The organism is Elusimicrobiota bacterium (assembly GCA_041658405.1).
Lineage (GTDB): Bacteria > Elusimicrobiota > UBA5214 > JBBAAG01 > JBBAAG01 > JBBAAG01.
Genome location: JBBAAG010000034.1, coordinates 1 through 23460, shown reverse-complemented (window position 1 = coordinate 23460; position 23460 = coordinate 1). Strand labels below are relative to the sequence as shown.

Here is a 23460-nt window from a genome sequence, read left to right as displayed (position 1 = left end):
AGCCCTCGTTGATTCATTTTGTAGTAACAGATTTTTTTAACGCTTGGTCAATATCGTTTTTGATGTCTTCAACATCCTCAATCCCGATTGACAACCGTATAAAATCTTCCGTTACGCCCGTAGCTTCCTGTTCCTGTTTAGTGAGCTGTGCATGCGTAGTAGATGCTGGGTGAATCACCAAACTTTTTGCGTCGCCGATGTTCGCCAGATGAGACAATAACTGTACGGAATTAATGAACCGCTTGCCGGCTTCCAACCCGCCTTTGATACCGAACCCCACGAGCGCGCTGTAGTTGCCATTCAAATATTTCTTAGCGAGCTTATGAGTGGGATGTTCCGCAAGGCCGGGATAGTTTACCCAGGATACAAGCGGATGGGTTTTCAAAAAGTTTGCAACCGCTAACGCGTTCTCGGAATGTTTTTTCTGGCGTAATGACAATGTTTCGGATCCCTGCAGAAGCAGGAACGCGTTGAACGGGCTCAGTGTAGCACCGAGATCGCGCAGTAATTGTACCCGTGTTTTGATAATAAACGCAACGTTGCCCAGTCCGGGGAAGTTGCCAAAAACGTCCCAATATTTTATACCGTGATAACTCGGGTCTGGTTCGGTAAACTCAGGGAATTTGCCATTGTTCCAGTTAAACTTTCCTGAATCTACGATCACCCCGCCGATAGACGTTCCGTGCCCACCAACAAATTTTGTGGCAGACAATACCACGATGTCCGCACCAAAGTCTATTGGTTTTACTATACCAATACCCACAGTATTATCTACTATCAACGGAATCCCGGCATCATGCGCAATTTTCGCAAGCGCTTCAAAATCCGGAACGTCAAGCTTGGGATTACCTATGGTTTCCGCGTATATTGCGCGGGTTTTTGAAGTAATCGCTTTCTTAAATTCTTCCGGTTTTGCGGAATTCACAAATTTTACGTAACGCCCTAGTTTAGGAAATGTGTAATGGAACAACTGATACGTACCGCCATACAAATTGTTTGCTGATACGATTTCGTCGCCTACCTGCGTAATGGCAAGCAACGCGAACACTTCCGCTGCCTGACCCGATGCCAACGCCAATGCGCCAGTACCGCCTTCAATCGCGGCAATACGTTTTTCTAATACATCAGTCGTTGGATTCATCATGCGGGTATAGATGTTACCGAATTCTTTCAACGCAAAGAGGTTCGCAGCGTGTTCAGTATCTTTGAACACGTACGAGGTTGTTTGGTAAATCGGTACCGCTCGCGCGCCTGTGGTGGGGTCCGCGTTCTCTTGCCCCGCATGAACTACTATTGTTTCTAATCTTCTTTCACTCATTGTAATCTCCTTTTGTTTTTGTACTGTTTAATGCTATTTTAGGCACTAACTCATTAACTACCCTCATCCTGTTTTTACATATAGATTATTAATCTATATAATCGATTGACATAGTCAACAATAACTGGTATAAAAAAAATGGGTGTTCACGTTCTTAAGAAATACTATTACATTTCTTATACTTTCTCTTAAAATCATCTCACTTTTCCCTTCTAATTCCCTATATACCCTATCACCTTACTATAGATTGTAACCAAGAAACACTATTTTGTCAAGTAAAAACATAAATTATTTTTTATGGCAGATTTAGGAATGGTGTTTTTAACACGTGTATTCGGCGGCATTAAGCTAAACTGTTCCCCTCTTGACAATATTCACAACAACTTTATTTTATTATATTGTTAAAATATCAATTTTTAGTTTGTATACTTTATCAAGCTAGAATAAATGATACTGGAATGTTTTGTTATATGATTAATTACACTTATAAAGAAACACTTATATGTTATCTTTCATAAGTAAGCGTTTATCTTTTCTTACTATAACACTTTCCCTATTTTTTCTTGTATGCCCAAAATTGTTTTCCATTACTCCAGCCGCTATCTTTTACGCCCCGCATCCCGATGACGAAACACTTGCGATGGCAGGTGCAATCCGACAGCATTTACAAAGCGGGTGTACCGTCATTATTGTAATCCTAACCGTTGGCGAATCAAGTAACGCAATTAATAAACTAAAAACATCGCCATATAATGTTACATTGACCACTACGCAGTTCAGCCAAGCGAGAGTACGCGAAACAAAAGCCGCGATGATGAAACTTGGAGTATCGGAAAACAATTTTTACTCGCGTTCACTCGGTGATGGCCACGTGTCTACTGATGCGGTAAAAACAGAAGTAATGTACTGGGAACGCTTATATCCATATGCCAGCCACAAGGTTATCTACAAAGTAGATCCGAACTATACCAGCCCTTCAGTCCATACTGACCATTGCGTAGCGTATAACGCATTGTACGAACTGTTTCAAGCTGGAAAAATTCATGACCTTCGGTCGTATAAAGACGGGATTTATTCATGGCCATTAACCCAACGCGCAACCGCGCATGGTACACTGCCAAAACAGGACATTAGCGATGTAAAAAGTTATAAACGTTTAGCTGGATTAGAATTTAAGTACCCTGAATCATGGAACCCTGCGGCAGGACGGTATTCAATAGGATACGTCTCAGTCGCCACCCATTTTGACTCAGCATGTTTTGATAAATACGGCGGCGTGGAGGCAGTAGAAAATAATGAATACCTAGGCCCTAAGTACGGCCCAACAACTCCCCCGTCATCCCCTCCATCAGCGCCAACAAGTTTGTCATATACTTGCGCAGAGTCCGGCTATGGCGTTATCATAAACTGGCCAGCGGTTTCAGGTGCTGTATCGTACGATATCGCAAGAAAACTTACTACCAGTACCGAATGGACATACTGGTTTGAACAAACCACAGCGAATGTGGCAAACATCCCTTGGCCCGGAATGTATCACACACCTGGTTCTACAGGCACTTATCAGTTTAAAGTACGCGCGCGTAACGCATCCGGAGTATCTGCGTGGGTAGAAACCGGGATAGTCACAATTCCAGTACAAACAATACCGGCAACCCCGACGGGTTTATCCGCTACAGCATTAAGTTCGTCGCAGATACGGTTGAGTTGGAACACAGTATCAGGCGTGACGGGATACACCATTTATTGTTCAGCCGCGAAAACAGCGGTTGACAACAGGTGTTCAGGAAAAATTTCTACCACCACAGGCGCAGTGTGGCGTAATTTAGCGTATATTACTGACGGAGACAGGACAAACACTTATTATTCCGATAGTCCAGCGACTTCAGCAACTGAGCTTAGTATAGCGTTTTCTCCTTACACAAAAATTCATAAGTACCAGTTCCGCGTATGGGACGGCGATCCGCGTATTTACCGCAGAGTTCAGGCGGGATGGTATGACAGTAATAACAGTTTTGCAGCACCTCAGGGATGGCGTGCGTACCGCACTGGCGGAGGATATCGGGTAAGCTCAACCGGTGACGCAAACGTCTCAAAACTTACACTCGCGTTTTCAGCTGGGTACGGTAATACAGTCAATATGTACAACCACGTAACTTTAATGGAAGCGCATGGCGGGTACAACGCAAAAACCGCAGGAACCAACTATACATTAACCAACCTTACCCCGGGAACAACTTATTATATCCGCATTGACTCATACAAAAACACTGTACCAGAAACATTATCTTACTCAACTTCAATTATTGAATGTATAACTCCGCAGGATCCCAATTTTGGAAACATAGTCGGATACGTTTACAATAACTCTACCGGTTTGGGTAATATCAGCAGTAATCGTATCGGCGGGGCAACTTTAAGAATTCGTTCAGCCAATCAGGTAGTTACCACTGAACCAACGGGAACAAATATTGGACATTACGCGTTCTCCAGCATGCCTGCTGCGGTAACGTATTCAGTTGAAGCTTCGGCTCAAGGATTTCTTACATCCACTCAAACAGTAAATGTACAAGCCGGAATAAACAACACCCTGAATTTTGGGTTAAACCAAGTATCAGTAGATACCACCCCGCCTTCTAACCCAACGTCCTGTCATTGCTGGGTAGACAACAGCCAAACTGTTGAAATTACGAATAATAAATGGCAAAACCTGTGCTATATGCCGTATTTTAACTGGGCAGGCGCATTAGATAGTAGTTCGGGGATAAACGGGTATTCCGTCCTGCTTTCAACATCGGCAACAGCCAATCCGCCAAATACAGTAACTACAACTGATACGGAATACCAGTCTAACGCATTAGCGGTAACAGGTATGATATATTACTTACGGGTTAAGACAAAGGATAATGCCGGTAACTGGTCTACCGTGACAACATTATTTACGTTTAAGTACGACAACGTTTCTCCATCAGTTCCGTTACCTATAAGTCCCGACGATGGGTTTATCACGACCTCCGCAGCAGGTACGGTATTTGACTGGACCAATGTAGCAGATAGTTCAAAAATAGTTTATAGATGGCAGCTTGCCCGGGATGATTCATTTACTTCCGGTGTTGCAGAAAATATGCAGGTAAACGTATCGTCATATACGCTTTCCTCCCCGCTATCCGACGGCCTCTACTGGTGGCAATCCGGAGCTGCAGATGAAGCCGGGAATTTATCGGCGTGGTTTACTCCTCCGCAAAAAATTGTGGTAGACACGCTGCCTCCGGAGCCAGTTGCAACATTAACCGCTATTACCGCAGAAAACGGCGATATTATACTGGAATGGGATGCTTCAACTGATGCAGCAAGCGGCATAGCGTACTACACAATTTATCGCAGTACTACCGCCGGTATTTTCAGCACTTCTCTCCCAACGGGAAGTTCATTAGTATCAACAAAATATGTGGATGACAATAACTTGCTGGTACCAGGAATTACTTATTATTATCAGATCCACCCTATCGATAATGCCGGGCATATTCAAGGCACAGGAAATACAATTGCCTCAATCATAATCCCGGTACCAGTTGCCGGCAGCGTATCAATTATCAATGTTTCATCAAATTACTCTGTTATTTCTCCAAATAACGACGGTAAATTCGATATCCTGCGCATATCGTACACTCTTTCAGCTTCAGCATATCTAACATTATCCATAACCAATCAAGAAAATGAAATTATAAAGAATATAACTTACTCCGCCTACCAATCCTCCGGTTCGTATTTATCAACATGGGATGGTAAGGACGAGTACGGATATTTTGTAGCTGACGGGAAGTATGTGTATACCATATATGCCATAACCCCCAGCAGCCAGTCCGCTACTCCGAAAACAGGAAATATTAATATTGACACTCTCTCTATTACTCCAACACTAACCTTGTCTAGCGACAGTATTAGCCCGAACAATGACGGGATAAACGATATGATAACGCTGGCTTATCAAACAATGGAATCCGGGACTTTAAATTTCAATATTTCTAACTCCAGCAATGTTGTAGTATCAACTTTTGTTTCGTCTAGCGTAGTGTTTAGTCCTGGACGACGATATGCGTATTGGTATGCAAAAGATAATAACAACAATTTGCTACCCGAAGGAATTTACGCCGTTAATATAAGATTTACGGATACTGTAGGCAATACCAGTACAATATCCGCTCAAACAATCTTTGTCTCTCAAAACAATATAAGGATTTTGGGATACGTTTATGACGCATCCACGGGGTTTGGCAATACATTAGCAAACCGTATCAAAGGCGCGAACTGTAAAATTGAGGACACAGAAGTTATATCAAACTCATCCGGCACTTTTGTTTTCGATTCTATACAACCCGGCAGTTATTCCGTATATATTACATATCCGGGCTACCAGCCTGTGATTCAGCAAATAGACGTTGTCACAGGACAAAACCTGATATTAACTATTGGCATTCTACAAAACTCAGGGGATACCACAGCACCTGGGATTTCAGTCTCACCGATTCCCGCAGTAGAGGTTTATAGCAATAAAATCCGTGTGTACTGTTACCTCACGGACGACGTGGCTGTGAGTTCCGCATCAATAACTTATCGCATAAAAAATACAGGGGTATGGACTGAGTGGAAAACCCAACCCGCAGTTTTACTTGATGAAACAAAGTATATCGCGGAGATACCGGCAAACGATGTGGGATACGCATGCGAAGAAATTGAATGGCGAATTATTGCGGTAGATACCAGCTATAACATCAACCTCACCGCTACACAGGCCACTACGGTGAAAGCAGAGCATTTTGCTACGGCATCGCCAACCAATAACACAGTACTCACACTGACAGACAGCAATGATATTGACGGTACAGTGTCATTAACAATCCCGCCCGGTGCAGTAAACTCAGTAACAACATTTCAACTCAAACAATTAAATCCTTCAGAAATACCGAAACAACCCGTTAGCGCGTATTTAATCACTCCTGAAAATACTATGTTCTCAAAACCATGCCAGCTAAACTTGTTATACTTCGATTGCGATAACGACGGATTTGTAGACGACACTAATATTGCGGAAGAAATGCTAGGAATATTTTGGTATGACGGCACTGCATGGAGATACCTCGGGGGCAGCATTGATACTACTCGAAACACGATCAGCGTTAAGATAACACACTTATCAATTTACGCAGTATTTCCAGTAAATACGCGTAATATAAACGCAAATGTGTACAAACCGGCAGAACGAATATTTACACCGAATACTGACGGAATAAATGATTGTATTTACTTTAACGGCATTCAAAACTACTACGCGTCCTTAAGCGCTACCGCTTCTAACGAAGACAAAGCGGTTTACATATACAATCTAGCCAACAAAAATGTTAGAAAACTTAATAACACTGATATCTGGGATGGGAAAGACGATAACGGCAACACTGTTCCTTCCGGAGTGTACATATATCAATACAAAATTGATGGAAAGATTATCAGCGGAACAATAGTTATCGCGCGCTAAGCAAAGTTAATAAGCTTTATTTCGCTACAACAATGCTTCCAGTAACAACTTTACCGTTAACTGCGTACTGGTAAATATAAACCCCGGACTCAACTGCATTACCGTCATTATCTTTACCATCCCAGATATCTATACTATCTATTGCACGGATTAGGCGGTTTCTTAAATCATATATCCTAACCTCTTTTGGTAAACCCTTATTATCTATTGACGATGATGCGTAGTAGTTATTGATACCGTTGAAACACGCGAAATCGTTTTTACCGTCACTATTTGGCGTGATTACCCGTTCCCATGGCTTATACTGTTCTGCCTGTACTGTACTGTTTGTTAAAACCGGGAATAAACCGTATACCGAGAAATGACTTACTTTCGCGGTTACTGTATTCTTCAGAGTATCTATTTCACCGCCAACATACCGCCAGTCATTGCCGTCATACCAGAATATCCGTAACCCCGACTCTTCGATCTCCGTTCCATCCACCAACCCGTCATTATCTACATCAAAATATAATAATGTTATCTCAGCAGGCTGGTTTAATGTTGTTACCGTCGAATTAAACTCATACGCTGCTACCGGCTTATCTATGTCTCCGGCTATAAGCCCTTTGTTTTTAATCAATGGCAAGCTCGCCTGATCTTTTTGCGTTATGCTCACCATTACCTGCCCATCCAATGCCCCGGGTGTAAACATTACCCCCACCCTACCGTCATCAGGATTACCGTCAGGAATAGTTATTCTACCCCCGGCAGTATCAACTTTTTGGTTTACCCCTTCTGTATAAAGTATTTCATAAAACGTACCGTCGCTCGGGCTAACCGACTCGTTCTCGTCACTATCATACGCTTTTATACAATAAAGTATACTGCTCACACTACCCTCTACCTCAGCACCCAGGATATCACCTATGTACTGCGTATCGTACGGCGTTAACTCACGTTCTTTAAATTCTGATTCACTACCATCCCGGAACCTAAATTTGTATTCAACCTTTACTGCCGCAACTACCTGATTATCGGTTATCAAGCCAGAAAAAATTATTTTATCACCCATCAACCCTATTGCTGTTATCGGGTTATGCTGGATCTCAGGCGGTTCATTATCCACACGGCCGACGTATATCAAGTCTATACTGCTCCATGTTACCTTACCGGCGGATACTGTAACCGCCTTACTTTTTACCTCGTACCACTTTGCATTAACTGTAACCGTATATTCACCCGCAGATAAACCATAAAACGCAAAGAAACCTTTTTGTTGCGAATCCACCGAACTTGTCACATTATGGCTGCTGTCTACACTACACACCGCACCGCTGATACGGTTCAGCAGAATGTTACCGCCTACAGCGCTGCTGTTGTAAACATAACCCATTATCCATCCATAACTCAATTCTAATGACAATACATCTTCTTTTTCTATACTACGATTCCCGGCTGCATCTATTGCTGACATAATCACTGTATAACTACCTTCTTTTACAATACCGGCATCGTCTTTACCATCCCAGATTTCGTAACGCATCCCTGTTGCCCTAAACTGCGAGGGAACTAACTTACGGATCAAATTGTTATTGCTATCATATATATTCATATCCACATACGCATCCTCTGAAAGATCATAACTTATCGTGGTATAATCCCTATTCCCGTCATTATTTGGAGAAAACGGGTTTATAACTACTGTCATTGAACTTATCTCCGGGAAAGTTAAGTCTACATCAACATACACATCCCGCGGGGTTGAGGATGCTCCATCATCACTTATAGCTGTTATACAAATCCTGTACCGTTTCGCTTCGACATCAAATTTATTATTATTCAACCCGTCCCAGACTGCTGTATTCACTCCAGCCTGCTTTGGTTCATTCTTTGCTAAGTTTGCAACCACAATATCGCCATCAAATACTTGTATCGTAACTTTCCCGCTGGGACTTAATGTATAACTCAATGTCGTACTATCTTTAAAATCATCATAATTAGGCGAAAATGATACCGGAATAATTTTTATACCCGAAATTGATACCCCGTGTTTTTGGCATATCACACTTACCTGGTTATTTCCGGTTAATGTAACATTCCCCAAACTGTCAACAGGTACTATCGTGTAATAATATGTCACATTTTCTGCGAGGTTACTCCCAGCGTCAATATAATTCGAGATATTCTCTTCACTACCATCATTTATTTGTACACCAATACTACCGGCCTGTTGTGAACGATAAACACAGTACGATACTACCCCCGTGATTAAGTCAACCGCAGAAGGCCATATTAATTTTATATCACCACCGCTTTCCAGTGTTGCCGTTAACTCCGTCACCGGTAACGGCCCTGTGGAGTCTATATAAAACACCCCTGTTCGCGACCAGTTTCCGGTGTTACCAATCCCGTCCTTAGCCCGTACATGCCAATAATATTGACTATCTACAAAATCTATTTGCATACTATACCCTGTACTTATTGTGGTTGTTGATAATTCGGGACTACTGAAGTCCGAATTATTATCTGCCTGTAATTCATAACTTATCCCTGAAATATCGATAACACTTGCCCAGCTGAAACTCGGGCGATGAACAACAAATTTTTCGCTGCGGCCAGGAAAAAGTAACTCAGGGACTAATGGCGAAGTATTATCGTATTTAAGCGTATACAACGTTGTTGCTGAAGACCAGTTACCCGCATTGTCACAGGTGCGGATCCTTAAAAAGTATGGGATTTCTGATACTGCCGGTGTTGCAAAGTATGATACCGGTGTGGCTTCCGGTTTCATTATCTCAACCCCGGGATCGGCTGTACTGCTCGTACCCCAGTATATACTATATCCGCTTACACCACTACCTGTATCACTAGCACCAGCCCATTCTAGATAAGGGCCTGAGTCTATACTCTGCCATACGTTATCAATAAGTACTTTCGTTTTGTTTTCATCTGCCCATGCGTTAACCGTTGCTGGATTACTTGGCGGGGTGGTATCATTTGTGTTTACATTCACAATCACACTCCATATACTACTCCATGCACCTGTATTCCCGGCACCATCAACTGCGCGTACCCGCCAATAATATGTGCCATTGGTTAACACTGAAATTGTTTTGTACTGCGAACTCACAAGATTTTGTTGTGTTACCAAAGGACTACTGCAATCTGTATTACTATCAATCTGTAACTCATATTTTATGCCGCTTACGTCAGTAATATCACTCCAGTCAAATACTGGTAAACTCGTTGTTACAGTACCGCTGTTCGCCGGTAATACTAGTGTTGGTATACCGGGCGGTGTGGTATCGACATCACCTTTTGTTACTGCAGAGATCACCGGGCATGAATATGAGATCACTTCCGGACTTGTCGTACGATAGGCGTCTATACGGAAATAATACGTTGTCCCGGCAGTTAAATTATTTACAGTATACGCCGCGGTTGTTCCCCCGGCAACTTTCACTAAGTACCCGCCATGCGCTTCTATCGCGGTAATGTGATTGACACTATTTGAAGTATTCCCGGCTAATGCTTTGAATGCCACACCCACTCGGCTGCACGCGACATCAGCCGCTGATGCTAACCGTACTGCGCCTTCTGTACGATATGCACGGTAATTACCTTGCCCTAAAGGATAGTATGTAGTCGTATTAGCCCAAAACGGGAATATTTCTTTGTATATACGATTATCACCGCCATACAACCTAAAATTAAATTTGTGTATCTTAGTATTTGCCGCTAACGGGACAGATACCGCAGAATATTGTGTTGCAGCTGCATACGCATACGACCCGTCCGTACGAATACCGTCAGTGATTGATGCGAGGTTTGCCCATGCGGGATTATTATCCGGAGATACCGCCGGAAGAATTTTGTAGCACTTATCATTCACAACTTTAGAATCTTTTGAACAATATATTGTATACCCGCTTGCACCGGCAACTGCCTTCCATGCAAGTTTAATACTCGTTGAGCCCATCACCTGTGCGGATAATCCTGATGGTACTGCCGGGAACGTTTGGTCACGAACCGTAACTTTGTATAAATACTTATACGCTGACACACCATACGCGTTTTTTGCACGGACCGCGAAATCGTACTGCCCAGGCCCCGGTGTATAATACCTTGCGGGCCAGCCGATATTACCAGCGTTTGCGCTTTTACAATCCATCGCATACTGCCACGTACCACTGACTGACGATTTAAACGCTACATCATACGCTGTAGCTCCGCTTACTGCGGACCATGCTAACGTTACTCCGTACCCTGATTCCGAATCAGATGCTGACACTGCAGCCGGTACTGCCGGCGGTGGCGGGGTTAACCACGGGAATTCAAGTTGTACCCACGCGTTTGCAGCATATCCTAATCCCAAAGCTGCAGCAACATTGGGTGTAGCATCTAATCCCGCTGGGTTGCCAACATGGTATCTTTTAGTATTACCATTCAAGCACGAAAAGTAGCAGCCATACCCGCTGTTATAACCTTTTTGGAACGCAGCCTGTGCTTCGGGCATACCCCGTGCTAAATCAGACCCGCACTGCCGTCCTGTTGCATCCCAGTAATTATCACAAATATTCCATGGGCCAGCTTCACGGACTGTTACAGTAACTGTTTTAGTACCGCGGCGAATTATTACTGAACGTTTTGGACTTGAAAATTTAATTTTATAATGCGGGAGTGAAACTTCGTATGACGTATACCCAGCGTACTGAGTCATAAAAACTGTGTACGTCATTCCAGCAGCACTCTTCGCTTGTATTTGTTCTATTGCACGACGAACCTTTTCTTGTGCATGTTTTATAGATGGCGGGGCATCACCGGAATTAATAGTTTGGATATAAAGCTGTTTTAGTTCGTCTAATCTACTATTACGTTCTTTATCAGGCAATAAAGGCGTATGGTTTATATCAACCATAGCCTGGCGAAGGCCAATCATCGCGTTCTTAACCGGATTCTGAGCAATAGCTTTTTCATGCACCGGGGTTTCATCCCATTCAATGTACCACTGCTCTTCTAACCATTTAGAGTACCCGGAGTATTGCGAGCCAAGAATTAAGGAAATACGACTTTCTTTTTCTTCCCGTTCATTCAATACAGACCTTTGTGTTTCAAATAATTCCATCTCACTACAATTATTGTAAGAAAGGTTTCGTAGTTTTGTATCCTGTTCACGTTCCCAACTTGCTAAATCACTAACCGCAGAAGCCTGGGTTGGGGTTAATCCCAGTTCTTTTGACATTATCTCTATGATATATGGTTCGGATAATAGATACCCTACCACCCCTAACCTCTTAGAGTCAAAAACAGCTTCAGCTGAGAATACGATAGGTATAGCAGCAAGTATTATTGCAAATAATACTATTACTCTCGTGCCTGCATTTTTTATTATCATAAAATCATCATTTACTTTTAGTTACCGTCAATTTCATTATATTACATCCCGGAAGCGTTGTCTGAAAGAAAAGAATAGTTCTTATTACCTATAAGAAAAACAATTTCTTCTTTACATCCTTCAAATAACGTTTTAGTTTGACACTTTGTATTTTGACAATACAGTTTATTCTTAAATACTGGTTCAATAGTCAATACACCGTCCTGTACCACCAACGGAAACATTATTGAATTCAACGGTTTTAGGTACCATTTATGATATCCCCGCTTAGTGGCATAAGTTTGTAATACACAACTATTATCCGGTAGAAGAAATATACAGCCTTGATTATCTGCGCGGGTTGCATACACCTTTGTTGACGGCGCATCTTTATCATATTTTTCTTCAACAAACCAAGTGGATGGATCTTTATACTTACTCTCAAGCAGGCCAGCGATTTTGTTTTTGTACCGCATAATTCTATTAACTTCATATTGATCTATATACACACCTAGACGGCAACACCCGGCATTACATTTTGTTAGATTACAATGATCAGTAAATCCAACCTCAAATATTGCGGGGTCAAACAAAATTGTTTTAGTTTTAATTCTTCCCCAGGATAATGCTAAGGAAGAAGAGATTTTTAGTTTTATCAAACCAATCCTTCGCTACAAACTATTTCAATGTCCGGTTGTTGTTTAACTTCCAGCGGTGTTTCAACACCCTTCTTTTTAAGAATAGATTCAAGTTTCGCTAATATTTTTGCAGAATCAAAGGTTTCGCGTTTCAACTTCCGCATTTGTTTGCGTTGCTCCAACGATAACGGTTTACTCAACAACAATGATTGTAGTTCGGACACTTTAGTTTTAACCTCGTCCTTTGCACCCCGTGCGCAACCGCGCAGTAAATCACGATACGCTCTCAGTAATGGATCATTTTCTTTATTCTCGAGATCTTGCTTTCTTTTCATAATATCAGCGGTAAAGATTTTTTCAATATTTTGAACAACAAAATTGAACCCTTGCGGCAACGGTTTTCTTTCGGCCTCCGGCTTGCATTCCAATATTTTCAATGCAACACTTTGATCCAATGAAGTAATATTCTTGTTTTCGTCATACTGATAAAACTTGTAGTAATCGCCGTACTTGCAAAACGCAACAATCCCGGAGTTTTTCCAGTCTTTACAGGAACGTATTTTTGAGGGTAACTCCAGGATTTTTGTAAACATCGCGGGCTTCTCGAGTTTCAACTGCTTCATCAACTGAGCATAGTCCTCGAATGTCGACTCAACCTCGCCGGTATCATCATCTAATACTGTCGGGTTGTTTTCGTATATCTTAAAAAACTTATTCTCTTGCAACTGTTCGTCTTGGCTTAAATACTTAGCGTCTTCCCCTATAAAATCGTGGATTTCCTGCATCCTGTTCTTCACTTTTCCGGTGAATGATAGATGGCGGTCGAGTTCTTTCTCCGGGAAAAAGTTGTAAGTCCATATCTCATTATGCTCGGTAGTAACCCGGTCAATTCTTCCTACGCGCTGGATTAACCGTACCGGATTCCAGTGGAGGTCGTAGTTGATTATTATATTACAATCCTGCAAATTTAACCCTTCGCTCAACACATCAGTCGCCACAAGGATCTGTATCTCATCCGACTCTTTGATATTCACTTGATTAGCCTTAGGTGCGAACCTTTTTACTATCTTTGACAGATCAAACGTTTTTGAGGAAACACCTTCGGTTTTACTATACCGGCTCTTAAGCTGTTCGGTCAGATACTGCTGGGTCGCTTCATATTGAGTGAAAATAATAGCTTTTTTACCCTTAATTTGTTTTGAATCCAGTTCAGTGAGTAGTTTTGAAAGCTTCGCGTCTTCTTTTGGCACAATTGTCTCTACGAGCTCCAGTAGCTGTTTAAACACATCGAGGTCGTTATTTAAATCCTTCATCATTTTGGCAGTATCAAAATTACCGGCTTGATATTTGTTATCCGAATCATCGTATTGCGCTAACACCGCAGCGTCATCCGTATCAATCATCGATTCGATCAACTCCTCGCCTTCTGGCCCGGCGGGAATTATGCCTTTATCCACCGCGCGGAGAAACGCGGTGTAAATAGCAATAAAGTTGCGGATAGATTTTTGGAACGCCACATAGCTGCTTTCGAACCGTTTGAGAACTATTGATTTTATAATTGCTTTGATATGCGGCGATATACTGCTGAGTTGTTTCAATTCCTGTTCTTTTTTACACTCCGGTTTTACGTACGCCCCGAGGTTGTACCGAGCATACTTAACGGTTTTTAATAGTTTTACAATATCGTCATAAATCCCGGGATATACCTGGTCGATACTATAATCTATCCTAAACGGCCCCTTGCGTTCCGGGAATTTGAGGTTGTTCTTTTTCATATCTTCCGGATAATGCCGTTGAATGTCCCTGCGGGTCCGCCGGATAAGTACGTGCCACAACAGTTCTTTCAAGTCCCGTTCTTTTTTGTCAACCGCAATAAAGTATTTACGCAAGTTCGGCGGGTCTATCGGGATATCCGTTATCTCCTGCGGATGGAAAAGTTTTAATTGGTGATAAATATCGTCCGCTGACAAATTGTATGGCGTGGCAGTTACAAGTATAACCTTTTTTCCAAACAATATTTCCGCTAAATCCTGATACCGTTGCGATAAATGCGACTTAAAATGGTGCGATTCGTCCACAACCACTATGGTGGTATCATTTATCAACTGCGTATCATCCAACAAATCTTCGAGCTTGCCGGAAGACACGATCCGCCCCTGCATCGGGATGCCAAAAGTGGACGTCACCTGCACCCAGTTGTTGACTAATTTCGGCGGGCAGATTATCAACGCGCGCGCGCCTTCTTTCTCCCAATACTCCGCGAGCAGCGCTGAAGTAACAAACGTTTTACCCAACCCTACAACGTCTGAGATAAACACGCCGTTGTATTTATCCAAAATCTTTTTTGCGTGTACAACCGCGTCTTTTTGGTAATCGAACAACAACAACTTCGGGATTTTGTTCGTAACCATCGAGTCTTCGGTTCCAATACGGTCTTTCACGAGTTCGTATATCACCTTGAGGTACAACTCGTACGGCGTAGGTTCGTTAATCGCCCAGGAAAGGTTGAGCTCGGTCAAAAGTTCTGCGTTAAAATCTTCGGCATTATCCCACAACTGGTCGAACCAGGTGGACAGTTTCTCGTGGTTGCCATTCCCCGGGACCACAACGTTGAGTTCGGTATTGCTATTCAACCCGGCAAACGTGAGGTTGCTCGACCCGACGATTGCTGCGCCGGTAAACGCGCGTTCCTTCGGGAAATCAAAGATATACGCTTTTGCGTGTAAGGGTTCTTTCAGGTACACCTTGACCTTCAGTTTACCGGTTTCAATAAACCGCGCAACTTGTTTTACAAGATTCTCGTTATCATCAGTTTGCGCCAACCCTTCAACCACAGCGCGGGTGGAAAGTTTATTCTCCGCGAGCTCGTCGCCTACCTGAACGGGTGTGAGGTATTGTTTGCTTTCGAACAAGTTGGTGCAGGTATCCAACCGTTTATACCCCAGCGCTACAGCTTCGATGGTTTTACGGTTCGTACTGCTTCCTATCAACAACTTAATTTCTTCGAGTTGCGCGAGTTCTGAGATTATAGGCTTCATTCCGGAAATAAAAAAGTATCCCACCGCGAACTTCGCGCGCTGCGAATCGTTGAGGAACCGCTTGATTTCGGTTGCAAGCTTCGTTTCTAAGTTGTCAATAATGTCGTGGGGCATAAACAGGGTTACTCTCTTAATTAATGAATCGAATGACTAATTTTTCTAAATACTATTATTTTACACTATAGTAATAAGTTTCTTCGCAACTCTCTATCACTTCTGTTTTTTCATTTATTCTAGCATAGGGAATTGACGTTTTTTCTATAGGCGCATAGCGTCCATTCTTTGTTTTTTGCAGGAAAGTTAACAAAACGTTTACTTCATTTATTTGTTTATTTTTTTGCTTTCTTGTCATTTGAGCACTATCTTCATCGCGTCTTCACGCGATTTTTGTTCAATTATGCTATATCGTCTTTGCGATTCTTCAAACTGTACCCGCAATTGCTCAAGTATTTCCGCATTTTTTTGTGCAGTAAACCCGTCCTTCTCTTTTTTAGGTTCCAGTTTATCCAAAATGTCTTTCACCACGTTTTTTAGTCCAGTTTCCACCCTTGTTTCCCCCCTCTTAAATTATTTGAATAAATATCAAACTCTGTCATCTCAAACTGTTTATACGGTATGGTTTCATATTTAAGTACCCCAGGGTACAAGACTATTGAATTTGTCACATTTTCAAAGTTATTACTTGTTGCATCTAGCAAAATCAATCCAATTGCTTTACTATTTTTGTATTGCGTTTCATTACTTAATTCTGCAACCCAAATAAATTTTGGCATATCAGAGTTAATCAGTAAATCCTTAACATCTCGATTCATATCATTCACTGCAACATATTTCTTGTACGACCGGCTCGACGTTAAAAATAAACGATAAATTAATACACTTCCATCTTTTGTACTATTATACCCAAATATCCGTTTATCATTCAACACTGATCTTATAGTATCCCTTGCAACTGTAGCTTCCATATATATTTTAGAATACAAAGGAACGACAAACGCTGTTACATTCATATTGTCAAGATTTGTGCCTTTATAATGTTCTGGGCAATCAAAAGAACATACTTTTAAAGGCGATGTATTGTCATCTATTAATACATATTTTCGTGGAATATCAGCACTATCAATAATATTATTACTAACATTCAAACCTATACTACCTGAGATTTGTTTTAATAAATTATTCGCGCTCTTTAGTAAGACATTGTCCTCTATAAATACATTATTTTGAAGATTATCTTCATGCCCAACAAACAGTACCGCATGTGCAGCGCCTTGTTTTGTTAGGCTAACTACAAGCGGTATTCCTGATTCAACATAATAATTCAACACTCTCTGAAACTCTTTTTTATCTGGACAAGCATCACGTGAATATATTCTTGTACCAAATCCAAAAGTTTTCAGAGCATATGATATCCATCCTATTGTCAATCCACGGGAAGGCAATAGCCTTTCAGAAGTCATCTCTTTTATTGCAGTATTTATGCTTGATGGCAATATTGTTTTGTATTCCGAATACTTATTGCCAAAATATTCCATACAACTCCATACACTCGTCTCGGCACATGTGATAGTTTCTGTGTCCTGAGACGAATGCGGGAAAGCAGAAATACTAAATTTTATACCGTTCACAACAACATTACTTTCACATAAACAACATAAGAACGAATTGGTTTTCAACGCTTTCGGCGAAATCATGCTTCTCCCTATAATGCACGGAGGAGTAGGACGTAAAACGACAAACCCAAGGTATTGTTCCCTGATTGATTCTATTAGTTTTGTATCACGGAAACTTTCAGGCGTTATGTTTTCCGCAAAAAATGATACTCTGATAGTATTTCTTAAATATGTTTGATGCCGGGAAGAGAAAAAGTGGTAATAACTGTCACGGTACAATTTGTCAACATAGGGATACTCAATAAAACAGTAAACAGAATCTTTTATGTCTTCCAAGTAGTCAGTAAGTTTATCTTTAACTCTTTGTTCATTGAACTTAAATATTGGAAATTCATTGGTTGTTAACTCATCTGATGTGTTAGCAGATAACGTTGCTAGAAAAGCTTGTAAATCTGTTTTTTTGACAATCTGCGTGAATATCATAGTCGCTCGCTCCTTGTAAATTTGTGTGTCACCCAAATATATCTTCGTTCATCTTCCATAATAGTATTATATCTAAAAATATCGTTATTTCAAAATCAGGAAATCAAAACCTCATAGCTGCTAATTCTTTAGATATTGCTTTAGTTAGTTTTTCTTGTTGTAAATTAGCTTCTGTTTCTTTTTTTATAGCGGCGTTTATTTCGTTATACGCTTTTGCCAACTGTTGACGAATTTCTGCGTCTGTGTTACGTTTTCTATTCTTTAGACTCGTCACAAGAATTCTCCATTTCATTTTTCAGTTACTTTCTGCCCAATAATAGCATTTTCTTTGTTTAATAATCTCCCGCACTTCGTCGAGATGTTCTTCGCTACAATCAAATATTTTGTCCGTAGACAACATTTCTTCAATATTAATAATTTCCCGCCGGCTTTTACCGTGTTTAAACAAATACTCGTGTTTCTTCCATTCCGGGAATTTGTGGGTATAATCTACAAGAGACCATTTGTCCATACTGCCAAACTTTTCGTGGATCAACTTAATAACTTTTTTGTCAGTTTCCGACAACATGTCGTAACGCGCAGCAGAACCGTTCTTTGATATTATAGTATTAGCGTGTTTCTTGAGATATTTTTGCGCGTATGAAAGTTCGTCTTCTGATAGGTTAAACGCGTCCAGGTCAAGTACGTTGAGTACCGTAGAACCTACCGGGCCGCGTTCCATTGCAACATACATATCTTCTGTGATAGTACGGCCATATTTCATCAGGTGGTACTTGTCGCTTAAATATATGTACTTCACGACAGCTATCTTGTCGATAGGTTTGCTAAATGTGTTTAATAAATACGAGATTGCTTGTATAATCTTTTTTGTTTCTATCATGGTAATATTATATATCTTTATCCCAGTGAAAATGTTAATTATTCATCAACATAGACTGCAAGAATCAGAAACATATAATCAAGATTGTTTTTTGTCATTTATTAATCTTTCACATATTTTCCATACTGTATCAAGACATTCGTTTTTTAATATTACTGCTGTTTTAATATCGAATATATTTTTACCTTTCCATTTGTATTCTGAATTCTTTTTCAAATGCGCTAATGAATTACGAAGTGTGTTTAAATCAGCAAATAATCTATTCTCATCGTCAGTGATTATACCCAAATCTTTTACCAAACATCTTTTTCTGTCAAATGGGATGTTAGTAAAAAAATCAAACATCTTATCTGTTGGATATTTATTATCAAAACATGATATTATTATATTATTCACAAAATTATCACAGTGAATATGCAATTCAATAACAAGGCAAATAATCAGTGTTTCTTGTTCGCTTATTTTTGATTTATAACGTTTATCTGTAAGTAATCTCAGCCATGATTTTATTTCATCATTATCACGTTCACGTTCATGAACTAAACTAATAGTTTCTCTTACTGCATCCATTAAGCTTCGTTTCGTCATCTTTTAATTCCTATATTTTAGTTTTATTTAGGTTCTCAACCAATTACTTAAATCTTTCTTTACTAGATCCGAGAATCCGTGATGATATATAACACTATTATCATCCTGCAAAATATTAATATTGTAATCACGCAAACGTTTTAATGCTGCTTTGGCATAATCCTGCCCGCCATTTACTAGCAGTAATTTTGATATTTTGAAAACGTTTTCTTTTATTAACGCCAGGATATCCTTATCAAGAGCGTTAAAACCTATACACAACAAGTCTGTTGTGTTTTTTAGATCAGGAATAGCTTTTTCGACATGTTCAGGACAAATAAAAGAATATTCTCCTATTGGAGCAATTAAAGCTGGGAACCAAATGCAATTACTTGGAATCGTTGTTCCATAAATATTTTTCCTTAATACTATCGAGATATCTTTTGAAAAGTAAGTACTCTCAAAACCTTCTGGATAGACACCTCTTTTAATATTATCACGAATTGTCATAATAGTTTTCTGATCTTGATTAATATTCCTTCTCCACCAATTAACAGAACCGTGAGGTTTAATATATTTTACTAGCAATCCAGTCTGTAGTTGAAGATTTGTGTACGAGTTAATGTCTTTGATACGTTCTTGACATGTAGCATCCAAAGCATAGTCTGCAAATAAATCATAATTCATATTTATCCACACAAGATTATTGTATTTGCTTTTTGCAATTATGTTAATCATACTTAGATAATTTGAGGGTAAACCCGTATTAGTTGTAACATATTTAATACTTATTTCTTCAAATAAATGCTGAATATATTTCACTGTTTCAAAATATCTATTTTTCTCTAAGGCGTTGCCCTGCTTTAAAGAAATCAAATATTTTTCTAAAGCGTTTTCTTCTGAATACTCATCTCCAACTTGTGCCGCCAAAGGATATAAGTCCAAACATTTCTTTATCCAAGTATCATTAGGGTTCCGGTTATCTTCGTACTCAGGGTTAAACAGATGTTTAGTTAATGGTGGTTTGTACAAAGGATTTGTTTTATACTTATTTAAGAGTAAATCATTTGATGCACCCGCACCCGTGATTATTAACAGAGTTTTCATCAATAGTTCCTTCACACACTTTTCGCTTTACTGATCCTGTCCCAAACCAACCGGCAGACCGCACGATAGATTTCTACGCGTTCATCTTTGTTAAGATCAAGCGCATCAAAAACTATTTTATCCAGTTCTGCGCGGTCTGGTAACGGCTTAGGTTCTTGAGCTTCAATGGGGATATCAGATTTTGGATCGATGCCACATTCTTCGAATATTGATTTTAGTTCCCTGTTTTTTAGATAAAACCGATTTTCTAATTGAGGTATATTTTCTAAAACTATAAAATCATTAACCTCATAAACCATCAAAGATTTTGCTCCCTCACCTAGTCCACTTCGAGACATGACTTCTGCTATTAAACCAAACAATGAGGAGTTAACAGTATTTTGTAGTTCATATGATGAATGATTGTAATATAAACGACAATCACACATCATTTCTTGTCCTGAAACAAATGCACCAAGCCGTTCATTTGTTTCCTTTACCCAGAAAGTATTACCAGTTGCATGATTCAAAGAATACCAATATTTTCTACCGGCAACACTTGGGACTTTGTACCACAATATGCCATTTTGGTCTTTTTGCTTCTCACCCCACTCGATATATTTAAGGGCATTCGTCCCTTTCAGTTCTTGTTTGCTTTTATTGCAGATAAATACTTGGTATTGCAAATCGTTCGGATTTACAAGAATGCCTTTACATTCCCGCGGGCTTTTAATAATAGGACGCAAAAACTCATTTTCGATTTTCCACTCCTGAATATTCTGAGCATTGAGATAAAAAAACTCATTTACCCCAGACGTGATCCCGCGCCGTACTTCCGCGATATCGCCCAGCGGTACAAACTTCCCCTTTCCTTTTTCAAGCAACGTAAAATAAATCTCTGGTGCGCGAAGATATTTCCCACCCCACTTCGACCCGGTGTACACGTTTTTAATATTCAACCCCGGCGCGTTATCTTCATCAACCTCAACCCCTTCGTCGTAAAGCGCGGACTGAGTGATAGCGTTCACCCGATAATCTTCATTTACCACCCGCTGAGTAGCATTCTCAATCGCCACCATCGTTTCAGACGACACAACTTCCTCAAACGGTTTTTTGAACATCACGAACCGCACAATATTGTCTTTCACGTTTTTCGCCTGCGCGCTGAACACTGTGATAACGGTATTAACATCCGCGTTTTTAAATGACCGTTTTGCTTGGTTATCGTACACAGCGTACATCTTCACGTTGTCAAGCAAAAACTTTTGCAGTTCCTTCCCGTACCCAACGTCCAGCCACGAGTTTGACGAAATATAGCAAAACACACCGTTGGGGTTCAGTAACCGCAACCCTTTAAGATAAAAATGGACATACAGGTCGGCTTTCTGCCCAACCCCGAGTTCGGGATACCAGTCCGCTTTCAACATTTGAGCCAGTTTATCTTTATACTTCCGTTTTTGTTCTACCGTAGAGTTTGGCTTGTAAGGATCTGCAATAAGTTCTTGCCTTATATATGGCGGGTTGGCAATAACGATATCGAATCCGCCGTTCTCAGCGAATACTTCCGCGTACTCGATCGTCCACACCGCGCTTTTCTTCGCGTATATCGTCCGTTTCTGCGCGACAAGATGCTCGATTTGTTCGTCGTAACCCTGGTTCAACCGTTTCCGTCGTTCAGTGGCTTTAAGATCCAGCTCCTGTTGCTGCTGCTGGTACTGCGTGAACAACGCGTCCTGCGCCGCATGCCCGATACCGTCAAAACCCTGCCGGTTTTTAAGTTTCTTGACTTCATTAATCTTATCGTCGATAAGCTTACAATAAAATATAAGTTCTTTTTTCAGTATTACTGTTTCATCAACCTTCTTTTGTGAATAATAAAACTCGTGTTTCAACTGTTTAAGCTCGTCCAACAACTCTTTTTGTTCATTCTTCAACCCGGCAACGTCTTTGACTGAGAAGTACACCCCGCCGGCTTCCTGTACGATACTATCCCCGACCCGCAGTTTGAATGTCAAGCTCGGGAGTAACGGCTTGTTTCGCAGGTCCAGCTTCGTTTCATCCGCGTCTACCAACAGTTCGAGCCACAACCGCAACTTCGCAACCTCTACCGCCCAGTCTTTAACATCCACGCCGTACAACGATTTTTCAATAACTTTCTTCTTTTCCTCGAACCGGTCCACCGGCGCTCCTTGTTTCTCAGCTAACGCAGTTTTGAGTTCAAGCACTACGTGCAGCGCGCCAACGATAAACGCGCCGGACCCGCACGCGGGGTCAACTATCCGGACGTCGTCGAGGCAATCCCGCACTTTCGTTATATCCTCGCCGCTGAACTCCACCGGCTTTTCAGTATTCGCTTCGTAAAACACAAATTCGTACAGTTTAGTTTTATCAATCACGGTTTTGTTGAACAAATACTCCACTACCGCCCGACGAACCATAAAGTCTACTTCGATCCTCGGGGTATAAAATATCCCGCCTTTATGCTGTTCATCAACTTTCTCGGATACGTTCACCAGGCTTTCGAATATCGTTCCCAGCATCTCGGGGTTCACCGCGATATGCTGGTCAAACGGGGTATCTTCCTGTATCGTAAAGTTGTAGCGGTCCAGCAGGTTGTCAATAATATCCGATATCAATTCGTCGCTGACTACAAACCCCTGGTCGTCAACGCCCGCGATTTTGGTAAACAACCCGCCGTTGAGGTACGGCGCTTGAGCAAACGTGTCCGCAATATTCGGTGGTAAGTGTTTTGCCAGTTTAGGATCAAAATTATGGTTGAACGAGTTGAAGAAAAACACGTTAAGCCAATTTTTGTGGAACGTATCCTTTGCGCGCTGGCCATTGCGGTACGTGTCCCACAAAGTTTTGACGAACTCCGTATCGTTCAACAACCAATTTTTCTTTTGGATGTAGTACACAAACATTAACCGGTTGAGGAACGTTTGCACGAA

At 41.0% G+C, this 23460-nt stretch carries 13 protein-coding genes; 1 reads left to right on the top strand and 12 read right to left on the bottom strand.

Annotated elements, in window-relative coordinates:
* Positions 1 to 13: 13 nt before the first annotated feature.
* Positions 14 to 1318, bottom strand: a complete 1305-nt coding sequence (locus tag WC955_07295) for an O-acetylhomoserine aminocarboxypropyltransferase/cysteine synthase family protein (GenBank protein MFA5858855.1) — start codon at positions 1316 to 1318, stop codon at positions 14 to 16.
* Positions 1319 to 1895: 577 nt separating this feature from the next.
* On the opposite strand from WC955_07295, the gene WC955_07290 reads away from it, so the two are divergent.
* Complete coding sequence (locus WC955_07290; protein MFA5858854.1) at positions 1896 to 6848, top strand: FlgD immunoglobulin-like domain containing protein; 4953 nt, start codon at positions 1896 to 1898, stop codon at positions 6846 to 6848.
* Positions 6849 to 6864: 16 nt separating this feature from the next.
* On the opposite strand, the gene WC955_07285 is transcribed toward WC955_07290, so the two are convergent.
* The 11 genes from WC955_07285 to WC955_07235 all read right to left on the bottom strand — a co-directional run.
* Entirely contained in the window at positions 6865 to 12225 is a 5361-nt protein-coding gene (locus WC955_07285; GenBank protein ID MFA5858853.1) for a hypothetical protein, read from the bottom strand.
* 41 nt (positions 12226 to 12266) lie between these two features.
* The gene (locus tag WC955_07280) at positions 12267 to 12863 is read right to left on the bottom strand and encodes a DUF3109 family protein (protein MFA5858852.1); all 597 of its coding nucleotides are present in this window, start codon (positions 12861 to 12863) and stop codon (positions 12267 to 12269) included.
* Positions 12860 to 15994 carry a helicase-related protein gene (locus WC955_07275; GenBank protein MFA5858851.1) on the bottom strand — a complete coding sequence of 1045 codons (3135 nt, stop codon included), beginning with the start codon at positions 15992 to 15994 and terminating at the stop codon, positions 12860 to 12862. Before WC955_07275 ends, WC955_07280 begins: the two co-directional genes overlap by 4 nt.
* Positions 15995 to 16049: 55 nt before the next feature.
* The gene (locus WC955_07270) at positions 16050 to 16232 is read right to left on the bottom strand and encodes a hypothetical protein (GenBank protein MFA5858850.1); all 183 of its coding nucleotides are present in this window, start codon (positions 16230 to 16232) and stop codon (positions 16050 to 16052) included.
* A complete protein-coding gene (locus WC955_07265) occupies positions 16229 to 16426 on the bottom strand; it encodes a hypothetical protein (GenBank protein ID MFA5858849.1) in 198 nt (65 codons plus the stop codon). Before WC955_07265 ends, WC955_07270 begins: the two co-directional genes overlap by 4 nt.
* Entirely contained in the window at positions 16411 to 18012 is a 1602-nt protein-coding gene (locus WC955_07260) for a hypothetical protein (protein ID MFA5858848.1), read from the bottom strand. The genes WC955_07265 and WC955_07260 overlap by 16 nt, the downstream gene beginning before the upstream one ends.
* A 67-nt stretch (positions 18013 to 18079) precedes the next feature.
* A complete protein-coding gene (locus WC955_07255; protein MFA5858847.1) occupies positions 18080 to 18268 on the bottom strand; it encodes a hypothetical protein in 189 nt (62 codons plus the stop codon).
* A gap of 3 nt (positions 18269 to 18271) precedes the next feature.
* Positions 18272 to 18856, bottom strand: a complete 585-nt coding sequence (locus tag WC955_07250; protein ID MFA5858846.1) for a Panacea domain-containing protein — start codon at positions 18854 to 18856, stop codon at positions 18272 to 18274.
* 78 nt (positions 18857 to 18934) lie between these two features.
* A complete protein-coding gene (locus WC955_07245; GenBank protein ID MFA5858845.1) occupies positions 18935 to 19444 on the bottom strand; it encodes a hypothetical protein in 510 nt (169 codons plus the stop codon).
* A 27-nt stretch (positions 19445 to 19471) separates the two neighbouring features.
* Positions 19472 to 20530, bottom strand: coding sequence for a hypothetical protein (locus tag WC955_07240; GenBank protein ID MFA5858844.1), 1059 nt, complete (start codon positions 20528 to 20530; stop codon positions 19472 to 19474).
* A gap of 11 nt (positions 20531 to 20541) precedes the next feature.
* Positions 20542 to 23460, bottom strand: a 2919-nt coding sequence (locus tag WC955_07235) for a DNA methyltransferase (GenBank protein ID MFA5858843.1), incomplete at its 5' end; no start/stop codon positions are given.

Coding starts and splice junctions, on each gene's coding strand:
- WC955_07295 (MFA5858855.1), bottom strand. CDS start 1,318: ATGAGTGAAAGAAGATTAGAAACAATAGTAGTTCATGCGGGGCAAGAG.
- WC955_07285 (MFA5858853.1), bottom strand. CDS start 12,225: ATGATAATAAAAAATGCAGGCACGAGAGTAATAGTATTATTTGCAATA.
- WC955_07275 (MFA5858851.1), bottom strand. CDS start 15,994: ATGCCCCACGACATTATTGACAACTTAGAAACGAAGCTTGCAACCGAA.
- WC955_07270 (MFA5858850.1), bottom strand. CDS start 16,232: ATGACAAGAAAGCAAAAAAATAAACAAATAAATGAAGTAAACGTTTTG.
- WC955_07255 (MFA5858847.1), bottom strand. CDS start 18,268: ATGAAATGGAGAATTCTTGTGACGAGTCTAAAGAATAGAAAACGTAAC.
- WC955_07250 (MFA5858846.1), bottom strand. CDS start 18,856: ATGATAGAAACAAAAAAGATTATACAAGCAATCTCGTATTTATTAAAC.
- WC955_07245 (MFA5858845.1), bottom strand. CDS start 19,444: ATGACGAAACGAAGCTTAATGGATGCAGTAAGAGAAACTATTAGTTTA.
- WC955_07240 (MFA5858844.1), bottom strand. CDS start 20,530: ATGAAAACTCTGTTAATAATCACGGGTGCGGGTGCATCAAATGATTTA.